Source organism: Methylotenera mobilis 13, from assembly GCF_000384255.1.
GTDB lineage: Bacteria > Pseudomonadota > Gammaproteobacteria > Burkholderiales > Methylophilaceae > Methylotenera > Methylotenera mobilis_B.
Map to the genome: position 1 here is coordinate 896,625 of NZ_KB913035.1, position 12,438 is coordinate 909,062.

Consider the following 12,438-nt stretch of genomic DNA (forward strand, 5'->3'; position numbering starts at 1 on the left):
TATGCAGGGCATTGAAGCACGCTTTAAGCTAGACTGGCCGACATTCAATCTCAATGTCGATTTGCATTTACCTGCGCGCAGTGTCATTGCTTTATTCGGCGATTCTGGGTCTGGTAAAACTACATTGTTACGCTGTATTGCTGGATTGGAAAAAGCGCCCGAAGGACGCCTGATTGTGAATGGCGAAATTTGGCAAGATGAGCGGCATTGGCTGCCTACTCACAAGCGTGGCTTAGGTTATGTGTTTCAAGAGGCTAGTTTATTTACTCACCTTACCGTCATGGGCAATCTTTTATACGGCAAACGACGCATACCAGATGACCAAAAAGTGAGCTTAGATCAAGCCATTGAGCTGTTAGGTATTTCACATTTACTTGATCGAAAACCAGATCGACTTTCTGGTGGCGAGCGTAGCCGCGTGAGTATTGCGCGGGCGCTTGCGGCTAATCCTAGTATCCTGTTGATGGATGAGCCGTTAGCCGCACTAGACTTGAAGCGTAAACAGGAAATTATTCCTTATCTGGAGCGCTTGCATGAAGCGCTAAAAATACCTGTCATCTATGTTAGCCATTCCGCTGATGAGGTGGCTCGGCTAGCTGATTATCTTGTTGTGATGGAAAAAGGCCATGCGCTGGCTAGTGGTTCCTTGGCTGACACGCTGACGCGACTCGATCTGCCCATTCATTTAGGTCAAGATGCTGGTGTAGTGTTGAATGCAACAGTGGTAGAGCTCGATCAGTCGTGGCATCTAGCACGCATAGCCTTTGATGGGGGTAGCCTTTGGACGCATGATCAGGCATTCTCAATTGGTAAGCGGGTGAGAGTGCAGGTGTTGGCAAGAGACGTGAGTTTAGCCACAGAAATACCAAGCCAAAGTAGTATTCAAAATGTGCTCCAAGGCTTCGTCGATGCAATTGCTGACGACAATCACCCCAGCCTTGCGCTAGTGAGAGTGAAGGTTGGGAATGTGATGTTGCTGTCTCGTTTGACCAAGCGTGCTGTTTCGTCATTGGGAGTTGCTACTGGTCAGTCCGTATGGTTGCAAATTAAGTCAGTTGCGCTGATGGAATAGTTGGTGCTAATCATCAGTTTCAATACAAAGATTGGGATAAGCGTAACTTTATATCGGCAGCATCATCGTGGTGCCCCAATATACAAAACGACTATTCATTCAAAACCTCAGTTAGTTTTAGTGCCTCAGGGTATTTACCATCTGATGGCTTGCCCATCATAGGCAATAAATTGCCCTGTTGTGTTGAGGTTTGATTGTTCAATCACCTTGCGTAAGCCAGTAACACTTGTTTTAGTGTCGATTAATGCATTGCTACCGCCCATTTCGGTTTGCACCCAGCCCGGGTGTAAGGTGACGACGGTAATGCCTAACGGTTGTAAGTCTATCGATAAGCTTTTCATCACCATATTCACTGCCGCTTTTGAACTTCTGTAAATATAACTACCACCACTGGTATTATCATCTAGGCTACCCATTTTGCTAGACAGTGTGGCAATTTTTTTGAGCTGGCTATTGGCAAGCTGAGGCGCAAAAGCCATTGCCATTTTCAATGGCGCCATACTGTTCACCTTAAACGCATCTAGCCAATCGTTGGTATTGATATCGTCTGTGCTGCTATCTGGGTAAATACCTGCATTATTGATGAGTAAATCTATTTTTAAATCTTTTAGCTGAAGCGCTAAAACATCAATTTGAGCAAAGTCGGCAACATCCAATGGCAATATTTGTATGTTTGCATGTGTTTTTGCCAATGCTTGTAATGCACTTGCATCTCGTGGTGAGCGGCAACATGCTAATACCATCCAGCCGTCACGTGCATATTGGCTAGCGAACTCCAGGCCAATGCCACGGTTGGCGCCAGTGATGAGTACTTGATAGTTTTCTGACATAAACGACTCCTAGGTGTTAATTGATTTGATGTAAGTTACTCAAAAGTGTTTGTTGATCATGTTGCTGTGTTTGAAACTTATCTTGTTGTTTAATTCAAACTGTTTTTAAAAACGCTGTCTGTGCCTACCCAAACTTAATCTCACTGAGTGTTTTTGCTAAATAATCAAATACGACTCTCACACGCTCTGCCACAGGACCTCGCTGTGGACGGTACACATAAATACCCCATGGGGCGGGTGCTTGATCTGCTAATACAGAAACGAGCTGGCCATTTTGGATATATTTTTTACATATAGCATCAGGAAGCTGACCGTAACCGACGCCAGCAAGCACTGCCGCTAGTTCTGCCTCGATGTCATCTGAAATGAAGGCTGGCGCGCTAGGAAAACAGTCAGGCTCATTCGCAAAAGACCAAGGCCACATTCTGCCTGTATTCTGGTCAATAAGTCCTGTGTATGGCATTCCACATAAATCGTTGACTTGATTAGGAATGCCGGTTTTTTCTATCAGCGCAGGCGCGCCTACTATATGAAATTTAATCTCATTCACACGTCTTGCAACATTTCTGTTGTTGCTGAAAAAACCGATACGCACCCCAATATCCATTTGATCAGCCACGACATTATCAATTAGGTCGGAGAATCTAAGGTCTAGCTGAATGTTCGGGTACTCTTTTGCAAACGCAGTGAGGGCTGGCAGTAAATATTGGCGTCCAAATGTGCTTGGCATCGTTATTTTAACTGAGCCTTCTATTGCTTTCGGTGCATGTGTGTGCTGATTCAGCTGGAAGAGTGCATCCACTTGCTCAATCACACCTTCACTTTTTAGTGCCATTTGCTTACCAAATTCGGTAATGGTAGTGTTACGTGTGCTTCTGTAAAACAGAGGTTCACCAACGCGTTCTTCTAATTCTTTGATGGCGCGAGTGACAGATTGTGGTGAAATGCCTAGACGGACTGAGGCTTCTTTAAAATTGGCGGATTCTGCTACTGTTTTGAATATACGTAGCATTTCTAATTGATTCTGCATGAATAAGTAATCCATAATTTGGAATTATCAATTCCAAATTATTCCATATAATGATAGTTAACAGTATGAGATAGTGCTATTTTTGCATTTATTGTTATTTAGCATTAAACGATAATTGCCGTATTAAGTTTATAAAATCAATATTGAAACAACAAATTAGAGGGTAAGCCATCATGATTATTTTGAATATCAATGGTAAAGAAGAGAAGCTAGACGTGTCTGATGATATGCCGATATTGTGGGCATTAAGAGATGTCATGCATTTGACTGGTACCAAGTTTGGTTGTGGCATGGCGCAATGTGGTGCCTGTACGGTTCATTTAGATGGGGAGCCGATTCGTTCGTGTATTACGCCTATCGCTGCTGCAGTTGGTAAAAAAATTACCACGATTGAAGATATTCAAAATGATAAAGTTGGCCAAGCGGTGCAAGCAGCCTGGAGTGAAGTGGATGTGGTGCAGTGTGGATACTGTCAATCTGGCCAAATTATGGCCGCGACAGCTTTGTTGACTAACAACCAAACACCAACTGATGCCGATATTGATGCAGCCATGAGCGGAAATATCTGCCGTTGTGGAACTTATCCGCGTATCCGTGCAGCGATCCACGCTGCGGCAACTAAATTAGCTTAAGGAGATATTCATGACTGCACCTTTAAATATCTCTAGACGTACTTTTATTAAAGCCTCAGCGCTAGTCGTTGGTGGTCTTGTGATCGCGTTTTCAATTCCGCAAGCTAAACGCTTTTTACTGCCTGGCGCAGCGAAAGAAACTGGCAATGCGGGTGAGGCAAAGCTCCCAGCACCAAATGCCTTTTTACGGATTGGTACCGACAATACAATTACTGTGATGCTTGCCCATAGCGAGATGGGGCAAAGCATTTGGACAACATTGCCTATGTTGATTGCAGAGGAGTTGGATGCCGATTGGAGCAAGATTAGAGTAGAACATGCTTCTGCATCCCCTGCATATCTTCATACTGCTTACGGCATTCAAATCACGGGTGGATCTTCTACCACTTGGTCTGAGTTTGACCGCTATCGTCAAGCTGGCGCGCTGACGCGACAGTTATTAATTGGTGCGGCTGCTGAGCAATTAGGTGTTCCTGCTGCTAATCTTAAAACAGAAAATGGTTTTGTCATTAGCGGCGACACGAAAATTAGCTATGGCGATCTCGCTGAAGCTGCAGCCAAGTTAGAAACGCCGAAAGCCGTTACGCTAAAAGACCCTAAAGATTGGAAAGTGATCGGCAAGGCGACTAAACGTCTGGATGGCCCGGAAAAAATTAATGGCACTGCGGTATTTGGGCAGGATGTTCATTTCGATGGCTTGATGACTGCCATGGTGGCGCGTTCACCAGTATTTGGTGGCTCAGTAAAGTCTTTTGATGCAAGTGCTACCAAGCAAGTCAAAGGTGTTCAGCAGGTGGTGCAAGTGCCTACGGGTATTGCGGTGGTGGCTGATAATTATTGGGCAGCAAAACAAGGCCGTGAAGCACTGAAGGTCGAATGGGATTTAGGTCCCAACGCAGGCCTTGATTCAAAAGCGATGCTTGAGGACTTTAGAAGCAAAGCGGCTAATCCTGGCTTGGTCGCAGCACAATTGGGTGATAGCAAAGCTACGTTATCTAAATCTGATAAGTTAATCGAAGCTGAATACGCATTGCCATATTTAGCACATTCACCGATGGAGCCGCTCAACTGTTCAGTCCGTATTGAGAAAGATGCTTGTGAAATTTGGACAGGCACGCAAATGCAAACAACAGACCTGCAAGCTGCGGCAAAAATATTAGGACTTAAGCCTGAGCAAGTCAAAATTCATACGCTTTTCTTAGGTGGTGGTTTTGGGCGGCGTGCAAATCCAGCGGCTGACTTTGTGTCAGAGGCGGTGCAAGTGGCTAAAGCGGCAGGTGTGCCAGTGAAAACAGTGTGGAGTCGTGAGGATGATGTGCAGGGTGGTTATTATCGCCCGATGTATTTGCACAAGGCTAAAATCGGTGTGGATACCAATGGTTTTCCAGCAGCTTGGGAGCAAGTGACGGTAGGTCAGTCAATTATGTTAGGGACACCATTTGAAGCTTTTATGATTAAAGATGGCGTTGATGCTACCTCAGTAGAGGGCATTGCAGATTCACCGTATTTGAAGCAAATTCCTCACTATCATGTGAGTTTACATACCGTGAAAACTGGTATTCCTGTGCTTTGGTGGCGTTCAGTTGGTCATAGCCACTCTGCATTTGTGATGGAAAGTTTGATTGATGAGCTTGCACATAGTGCGAAAAAAGACCCATTAGATTACCGTCGTGCGCTTTTGAAAGATCACCCACGTCATTTATCTGCACTTAATTTAGCCGCTGAGAAAGCCGAGTGGGGCAAGACATTGCCTAAAGGGGTTTCAAGAGGAATTGCCGTGCATGAGTCTTTTGGCAGTTTCGTTGCGCAGGTCGCGGAAGTCTCTGTTGATCAAGGCGCAGTGAAAGTGCATCGTATGGTGTGTGCTATTGATTGCGGTCTTGCAGTAAATCCTGACTCTCTAAAAGCACAAATGGAATCTTCGATTTCTTTTGGCTTAGGAGCTGCCATGCAAAGTGAAATTACCTTTAAAGAAGGTAAGGTTCAGCAATCTAACTTTCATGACTATCTCGTGATGCGCATGAGCGATATGCCCAAGGTTGAAGTACACATCGTGCAAAGCACTGAAAAAATGGGTGGCGTTGGTGAGCCTGGCTTGCCGCCTGTTGCCCCTGCGGTGACGAATGCAATTTTTGCGGCTACAGGCAAACGCATCCGTCAATTGCCGATTGGCAATCAGCTGGCTTAATCCCTTGAAATCAGCAGACTTAGAAGTATTAGACAGAGCGCTTGATTGGCTGAATGACGGATATCAGGCGCATTTGTTTACCGTAGTAAAGACGTGGGGCTCTGCGCCACGTTTACCTGGTGCGGTGCTGGTGGTGCGAGAAGATGGGCATTTGATCGGCTCAGTTTCTGGTGGTTGTATTGAAGATGATTTAGCAGATAAAGCGCGCAATCGAACGTTGCCCACGCAACCTACAATCATGGAGTATGGCGTTAGTCGTGAAGATGCACAGCGCTTTAGAATCCCATGCGGCGGGCAATTACAGATATTTGTAGAGCCATTGAATGGCGTAGCTCAGTTGGAACCGATTATTCAGAACCTACGTCATCGTAAACTGACCAAACGCTCTGTAAACATTAGCACAGGGGAAATTAAGCTTACGGAAGTATTGCCTGAAGGAGCGCCGAGAATAGAGGACGATTGGTTTCATACCTACTTTGGTCCGCAATGGCGCTTATTGATTATCGGCGCTAATCAACTTGGCGCTACGCTAGCAAGTATGGCGCAAGCATTAGATTTTGATGTGTTGGTATGTGAGCCACGCCAAGAAATTCGCGATGAGTGGCATGTAGAAGGCGCGACTTGGGTATACGGAATGCCTGATGATGTGGTGCTCGATATTGCCCCAGATGCACATACGGCGATAGTGGCGGTGACGCATGATCCTAAGCTAGATGACATGGCGTTGCTTGAAGCATTAAAGTCTGATGCATTTTATGTAGGCGCACTTGGTTCACACAAAAATCAGGAAAAGCGCCGTGAACGTCTACGTATGTTTGATTTGAGTGAATCAGAAATTGCGACCATGCGCGGCCCAGTGGGGTTACGCATCGGTAGCCGTACACCAGCCGAAATTGCTGTTGCCATTCTTGCTGAGTTGATTCAAGTGCGGGCGCAACAGACGACGATTGGTTTGGTAAACCAAGTAAGTTGCGCAGCTTAGCGTTTTAAATCTGCGGGTATATCAATGTCCGCTAAAATTCCCGCATCCTTGCATGGCAGCATATAAACTGCATCTGGATATCGTTTGATAATAGCGCGCGCCCCTTCATCACCATGTAGATTTTCTAGTTCGCTACGATATTTGGCAGCAAAGCCAACAGGGTGGCCACGTTGGCCCTCATAGGTAGGGATGACAATCGAATGATTAGCATGATTTGATAGCTGCTCAGCAACGGCGCTAATCGTAGCAGGTTTAATATATGGCATATCTGCCAGAGCAATCACAAAACCGTCTTTTGCGGCTTCAAACTTAGATGAGAAACGAATGGCCATCGCTAGGCTATCTGCCATGTCTTGCTTATTCTCTTCACATGCCACAATGTTAAAGCCGATACTGAGTAATAATTCAGCAAGCTGAGCATTTTCTGCGCGCACCACTGCAATGCTAGTTGGCATTGCCTCAATCAGATTCTGAGCAGAGGCCACTGCGATTGGACGACCATCTGGCAAAGCTTGTAATAGCTTGTCAGACGACCCGAATCGACGTGAAAATCCAGCCGCTAGTAATATGCCTATCATTGATATCATCCTTTTCATGACTTAGGGCTTTATTGCGCTTTTAAGAGAAGGCGCAGTTAATATGACTAAAAAATATTTTACTTAAAGATTAGTGTTCTAGCATGACGTAGGTCATGCTGGCATATCGCGAGTGATAGTATAGTGTCGTTAGACGTGAATAGATTTTACGTGTTTATTAAGGGTGGATTTAAAATTTATATGGCGATAATACTCAAAAGAATTACCAATATACTTACCATTGCTGCCACCATACTGATGGTGCTTGGCTTAATTTATGTAGTGGTTAAAGATAAGCCGATTGGTGATTTTATTTCGGAAGTTGCTCTATGCTATTTAGCCATTTCTGTTTTTAATTATCTCATGTTTGGCGCTGCCACTTTGTGGCATCGAGACATTAAAGCTGCGCAGAGTGATGGCAAGTGATTTTATCGACAGCGCTTTACTCAATAAGCTTTAATATTTAGCCAAGCTTTTAACGCAGGCTTGAAGCTTTAACACAAGCTTCAAGCTTAGCTAAGCCCCATCGTTTTTAGTTTGCGATAAAGCGTGTTGCGGCTGATGCCAAGCTTGCGTGCTACCGCGGAAATATTGCCAGACTCAGCCTGCATGGCAAGTTGTATTGTGTGACTTGTTACGTCACCTAAATCTAACGATTTCGAAGGTGAGTCATTGATGTTTGCCAGAAGCGGCGTGGATATCTCATCAATAAAATCTTGAGTCAGGTGCAGTGTGCTAATAGGCAACCCATCTGCTAATGCTAATGCCGTACGCAGGACATTATGTAACTGACGGATATTGCCTGGCCATGAATGTGCTTTGAATATCTCCATGACTTCAGGGGTGATTTCTATGTTGCCAGCTTGCTCGATATGTAAAATAACATCAATCAATGCGAGTAAGTCAGAACGATCTCGTAAGGGTGGCAGTGCTACGCTCAAGCCATTAAGTCGGTAATAAAGATCGCTACGGAACGCGCCACATTCTACTTTCTCTTTTAGTTTTAAATTGGTAGCACTAATCAGCGAAAAGTTAACAGGAATCGTTCTTGTGCTGCCTAAAGGAGTAACGGTACGCTCTTGGAGCACCCTCAGTAACCTTGCTTGTAACGAGAGTGGCATATCGCCAATTTCATCCAAAAATAAAGTACCACCGTTCGCTTGCTCAATTTTGCCAGGGCTACCTTTACGCCGCGCACCCGTAAAAGCACCTTCTTCATAGCCAAACAATTCCGCTTCAATTAAGCCTTCTGGTAATGCTGCACAATTCACGGCAATCCATGGGCCTTTGTGCTGTGCGCTCGCTTCATGAATCGCACGTGCAAATAACTCTTTACCAACCCCCGTTTCGCCCTGAATCAAAATAGGGATGTCTCGAGACAGCACTTGTTTTATTTGTTGTATAGCACGTGAAATTTTAGCGTCACCACTGTCAAGCAAGTCCAAATTGGCCGCACTGGTTCTTTTGACGATAGCGGGAGGTGAGGTGCTAATCCGTTGTTTTTTATGCAGCAGCTCTACTTGTACATAGATACGTGCACCATTATTTAACCTTAATGGAACGATTAACTTATCCGCACTCCCTGTCTGTCTTAATAGGCTTGTGAATGGAATATCAAACAATTGGTCAAAATTAATTGGCGGATAAGCGCGCGCGTTGTTCGCATTAGAGGCGCCTGTATTTAAGCTGAGTTGGAATTGGCCGCTTCTATTGATTGCTACCAGTTGACCGCCTGCTGTAAAAATGGCGACACCTTCCCATAATGTGCCGATAAACTCTGGGCGAGCATGAAAATGTAGTACCACATCTCCTTGATGGCTTGCTAAAAACAGTCGATTCTCAATCATCTGCGCAGACATTTTTATCAGCGCTAAGGTATGTTGTTGAGATGTATTGGAATCGTTAGAGACATCCAATGTGGCAATCAGTTGATTCTCAGCGCCAAAAATGGGGACGGCAGAACAGCTTAATGAGTGATGGTATGCCATAAAGTGCTCTGCACCCTGTACTGTGAGCGCTGATTGTTCAATCAGTACCGTACCAATCGCATTTGTGCCTCTATGGTCCTCATGCCAAGATGCGCCAGCAGATAAAGCAACGCGTTGGTCTTCATTCATAAAATGATGCCCGCCAAGGCTATGCAGAATTACGCCTTCATCGTCCGTTAATATCACCACGTTACGCGTATGTGCGATTTGCTCGTTGAGCGTTTCCATCTCAGGTTGTGCAAGTTTAAGCAGTTGCTGATTTTGCTCACGTTTTAGTGCAAGCTCTTGCGCGGTAACAACTTCCAAACTTGGAGGTGAGTTTGTGTCGATACCATTTGCCAGACAACGCCTCCATGAGCGCTCAATCGCTTCAGCAATCGCCCCTTGTTCTACATTGCCATTGCTCAAAAACTCTTTTCTGGCTTGCAGTATGGTTGGGGTTTTATCTGTTGTGGCATTGCTCATATTGTTGGCTACTTACCTTAAATGATTGAACACCTGTCACGTGACAGATGTTCAATTTTGACACAGTGTTCAAAGTTAAATGCATTCAGCATGGAAGCAATATCTATTTCCATGAGATTTTTAGTTTATTGATTTTAAATAATTTTTTTATGAAAATTTATTTAAATAGTGGCTTTTTATTGTGTTGGCATGCCCATTGCAATATTAGCACTGTTACCAATGTCGTTTCAATGCATGAAATTAGTAATACGTAACTTAAATAATTTTTATAATTTGGGGATGCAAAATGAATCATCAATTTAAACGTAGACTTGGCTTGAGCATCGCTTTAAGCGCTGGTCTATTTGGCATGTTAAGCACACCAGCTTTTGCTGCAGATGAATTATCAACACTCATGAATGATGATAATCAGTGGGCACATCCACGTAAGGATTTTAGCAATACTGGTTATAGCCGTCTAAGCCAAATCAATAAAGGCAATGTGAAAAACATGAAACTTGCCTGGTCATTTGCAACAGGTGTTAATCGTGGTCATGAAGGTGCGCCATTGGTGATCAATGGTGTGATGTATATCCATACCGCGTTTCCTAACAACATCTACGCACTAGATTTAAATAATAATCAAAAAATTCTTTGGTCTTATTTTCCTAAACAAGATCCATCAGTACAGGCTTTACTCTGTTGCGATAACGTAAACCGTGGCTTGGGTTACGGAGATGGCAAGATTTTCTTGCAACAAAATGATGGTCTTTTAGTCGCGTTAGATGCTAAAACTGGTAAAAAAATATGGGATACGCAAGTTACCAATACTAAAGAAGGCGCATCAAATACCAATGCACCACATGTGATTAAAGACAAAGTGATTACAGGCTGTTCAGGTGGCGAGTATGGGGTGCGTTGTTATATCACGGCATATAACATTAAAGACGGTGCTTTGGTATGGCGTGCATACAGCACAGGCTCTGACCAAGATGTATTGATTGGTGATGATTTTAATAAAGATAACCCGCACTACAGCGCCTTATCACTTTATCAAGACGTTAACGGCGGCAATAAAATTGGCGGTTCATTCCAAGCTTTACCTAAAGACCAATTGAAATTCCCAGAGAAAGATCTTGGTATTAAAACGTGGCTCAAACCACAAGCAAGAAAAGATGGCTGGCAGAATGGTGGCGGCCCTACTTGGGGTTGGTACTCATATGACACGAAATTGAACTTGATGTACTACGGTACAGGTAACCCAAGTACATGGAACCCAGATGTACGCCCTGGCGATAACAAATGGTCGATGACGATTTTTGCACGCGATGTAGATACAGGTATGGCAAAATGGGGTTATCAAATGACCCCTCATGATGAGTGGGATTACGACGGTATGAATGAAATCATCCTGTGGGATTCTAAAGGTAAAAAACTTGCTAGCCACTTCGATCGTAACGGTTTTGGTTACACGTTTGACCGTACCAATGGTTCATTGCTAGTTGCTAATAAAATGCATCCGTTTGTTAACTGGGCATCAAGTGTTGACCTTAAAACTGGTACACCAATAAAAGATCCTAAATTTTCAACTCACCAAGATTACAACGCACTAGGAATTTGTCCTTCAGCGTTAGGTGTAAAAGATCAGCAACCTGCGGCATTCTCACCAAAAACTGGGATGTTCTACGTACCGCTTAACCATGTTTGTATGACTTACGAGCCAGTTGAGTCTAAATACGTTGCTGGGCAGCCTTGGGTAGGTTCAACCTTAACCATGTTCCCTGGACCAGATGGCGTAATGGGTGGATTTATGGCTTGGGATGGCTTAAAAGGTAAATCAGCTTGGTACAAAAAAGAGCAGTTCTCAGCTTGGGGTGGCGCACTCGTTACCTCTACTAACTTAGTGTTCTACGGCACATTAGATCGTTGGTTTAAAGCGGTTGATGCTAACTCAGGTAAAGAGTTATGGAAGTTCCAAGTAGGTTCTGGTGTTGTTGGTAATGCCATCACTTACGGCCATAAAGGTAAGCAGTACGTAGGTGTATTGTCTGGCATTGGTGGCTGGGCTGGTGTGGCGATGAACCTAGGGTTAACTAATGCTACTGATGGCTTGGGTGCTGCTGGTGGTTATAAAGATCTCGTTAAGTACAACGCTGCACCTGGTGGTGGTGCAATGAACGTATTTAGCCTATAACATTTAGTCATAAGGATACCATTATGTATAAATTATTAAATAAAGCAGTATTGTTGAGCGCCTTAATATTGAGTGCTCAAACGGCAAGTGCGGCGGATCCAGCAGAAAAGCTTGCACAAAAAAGTGGCTGCCTCATGTGTCACGGCATACAAAATGCCATCATTGGGCCAGCGTACAAAGATATTGCGACGAAGTACAAAGGTGATGCATCTGCTGAGGCTAAATTGATTGCCAAAGTAAAAGCTGGCGGGGGAGGCGTTTGGGGCAAAATGGCAATGCCGCCTAATAGTCCTCAAGTCAAAGATGATGACATCAAAACGATTGTGAAGTGGATTCTTACACAGGCCTAGCTGTTAAGTATCCGTCATAAGTAAAAGGGCTAACCATTAGGTTAGCCCTTTTTTTATCATCAACCATCAATCATTAATATGGTTATGCTGCTTCGTTACCTCAGACACCACGCGTTGTTAGCTTCATCTGAATAGATAGCAGCATGCATGACA

The 12,438-nt window shown here is 44.2% G+C and carries 11 protein-coding genes; 7 read left to right on the forward strand and 4 right to left on the reverse strand.

Annotated features, from left to right (window positions below; genetic code table 11):
• Position 1 precedes the first annotated feature (1 nt).
• A complete protein-coding gene (gene modC, locus A391_RS0104375; protein WP_019897616.1) occupies positions 2 to 1,072 on the forward strand; it encodes a molybdenum ABC transporter ATP-binding protein in 1,071 nt (356 codons plus the stop codon).
• 134 nt (positions 1,073 to 1,206) lie between these two features.
• Here the strand turns inward: modC and A391_RS0104380 are convergent, their stop codons facing one another.
• Entirely contained in the window at positions 1,207 to 1,902 is a 696-nt protein-coding gene (locus A391_RS0104380) for an SDR family oxidoreductase (protein ID WP_019897617.1), read from the reverse strand.
• Positions 1,903 to 2,026: 124 nt separating this feature from the next.
• Complete coding sequence (locus tag A391_RS0104385) at positions 2,027 to 2,932, reverse strand: LysR family transcriptional regulator (protein WP_029143990.1); 906 nt, start codon at positions 2,930 to 2,932, stop codon at positions 2,027 to 2,029.
• Positions 2,933 to 3,105: 173 nt separating this feature from the next.
• Between A391_RS0104385 and A391_RS0104390 the strand changes: the two genes are divergently transcribed.
• The 3 genes from A391_RS0104390 to A391_RS0104400 are packed head-to-tail and all read left to right on the forward strand — an operon-like array spanning position 3,106 to position 6,734.
• Positions 3,106 to 3,564 carry a (2Fe-2S)-binding protein gene (locus A391_RS0104390; protein WP_019897619.1) on the forward strand — a complete coding sequence of 153 codons (459 nt, stop codon included), beginning with the start codon at positions 3,106 to 3,108 and terminating at the stop codon, positions 3,562 to 3,564.
• 10 nt (positions 3,565 to 3,574) lie between these two features.
• On the forward strand, positions 3,575 to 5,752 hold the full coding sequence (locus A391_RS0104395) for a xanthine dehydrogenase family protein molybdopterin-binding subunit (RefSeq protein ID WP_019897622.1): 2,178 nt from the start codon (positions 3,575 to 3,577) through the stop codon (positions 5,750 to 5,752).
• Positions 5,753 to 5,756: 4 nt separating this feature from the next.
• On the forward strand, positions 5,757 to 6,734 hold the full coding sequence (locus A391_RS0104400) for an XdhC family protein (RefSeq protein ID WP_029143991.1): 978 nt from the start codon (positions 5,757 to 5,759) through the stop codon (positions 6,732 to 6,734).
• Here A391_RS0104400 and A391_RS0104405 read toward each other — a convergent pair.
• A complete protein-coding gene (locus A391_RS0104405; RefSeq protein WP_019897625.1) occupies positions 6,731 to 7,312 on the reverse strand; it encodes a nucleotidyltransferase family protein in 582 nt (193 codons plus the stop codon). The genes A391_RS0104400 and A391_RS0104405 overlap by 4 nt on opposite strands.
• A gap of 198 nt (positions 7,313 to 7,510) precedes the next feature.
• On the opposite strand from A391_RS0104405, the gene A391_RS0104410 reads away from it, so the two are divergent.
• Complete coding sequence (locus A391_RS0104410; RefSeq protein WP_019897626.1) at positions 7,511 to 7,735, forward strand: hypothetical protein; 225 nt, start codon at positions 7,511 to 7,513, stop codon at positions 7,733 to 7,735.
• An 86-nt stretch (positions 7,736 to 7,821) separates the two neighbouring features.
• Here A391_RS0104410 and A391_RS0104415 read toward each other — a convergent pair whose 3' ends face one another.
• Positions 7,822 to 9,762, reverse strand: a complete 1,941-nt coding sequence (locus A391_RS0104415; protein WP_019897628.1) for a sigma-54-dependent Fis family transcriptional regulator — start codon at positions 9,760 to 9,762, stop codon at positions 7,822 to 7,824.
• Between the two features lie 286 nt (positions 9,763 to 10,048).
• Between A391_RS0104415 and A391_RS0104420 the strand changes: the two genes are divergently transcribed.
• Together A391_RS0104420 and A391_RS0104425 are read left to right on the forward strand one after the other, a co-directional pair.
• Positions 10,049 to 11,935 (forward strand): methanol/ethanol family PQQ-dependent dehydrogenase, encoded by a 1,887-nt coding sequence (locus A391_RS0104420; RefSeq protein WP_019897629.1) that lies wholly within the window; start codon positions 10,049 to 10,051, stop codon positions 11,933 to 11,935.
• Between the two features lie 23 nt (positions 11,936 to 11,958).
• Entirely contained in the window at positions 11,959 to 12,285 is a 327-nt protein-coding gene (locus A391_RS0104425; RefSeq protein WP_019897630.1) for a c-type cytochrome, read from the forward strand.
• The last annotated feature ends 153 nt before the right edge of the window (positions 12,286 to 12,438 follow it).

Bases quoted from the DNA above. Each gene is read 5' to 3' on its own strand.
- A391_RS0104425 (WP_019897630.1), top strand. From the start codon at position 11,959: ATGTATAAATTATTAAATAAAGCAGTATTGTTGAGCGCCTTAATATTG.
- A391_RS0104395 (WP_019897622.1), top strand. From the start codon at position 3,575: ATGACTGCACCTTTAAATATCTCTAGACGTACTTTTATTAAAGCCTCA.
- A391_RS0104390 (WP_019897619.1), top strand. From the start codon at position 3,106: ATGATTATTTTGAATATCAATGGTAAAGAAGAGAAGCTAGACGTGTCT.
- A391_RS0104405 (WP_019897625.1), bottom strand. From the start codon at position 7,312: ATGATAGGCATATTACTAGCGGCTGGATTTTCACGTCGATTCGGGTCG.
- A391_RS0104380 (WP_019897617.1), bottom strand. From the start codon at position 1,902: ATGTCAGAAAACTATCAAGTACTCATCACTGGCGCCAACCGTGGCATT.
- A391_RS0104415 (WP_019897628.1), bottom strand. From the start codon at position 9,762: ATGAGCAATGCCACAACAGATAAAACCCCAACCATACTGCAAGCCAGA.
- A391_RS0104420 (WP_019897629.1), top strand. From the start codon at position 10,049: ATGAATCATCAATTTAAACGTAGACTTGGCTTGAGCATCGCTTTAAGC.
- modC (WP_019897616.1), top strand. From the start codon at position 2: ATGCAGGGCATTGAAGCACGCTTTAAGCTAGACTGGCCGACATTCAAT.
- A391_RS0104385 (WP_029143990.1), bottom strand. From the start codon at position 2,932: ATGCAGAATCAATTAGAAATGCTACGTATATTCAAAACAGTAGCAGAA.
- A391_RS0104410 (WP_019897626.1), top strand. From the start codon at position 7,511: ATGGCGATAATACTCAAAAGAATTACCAATATACTTACCATTGCTGCC.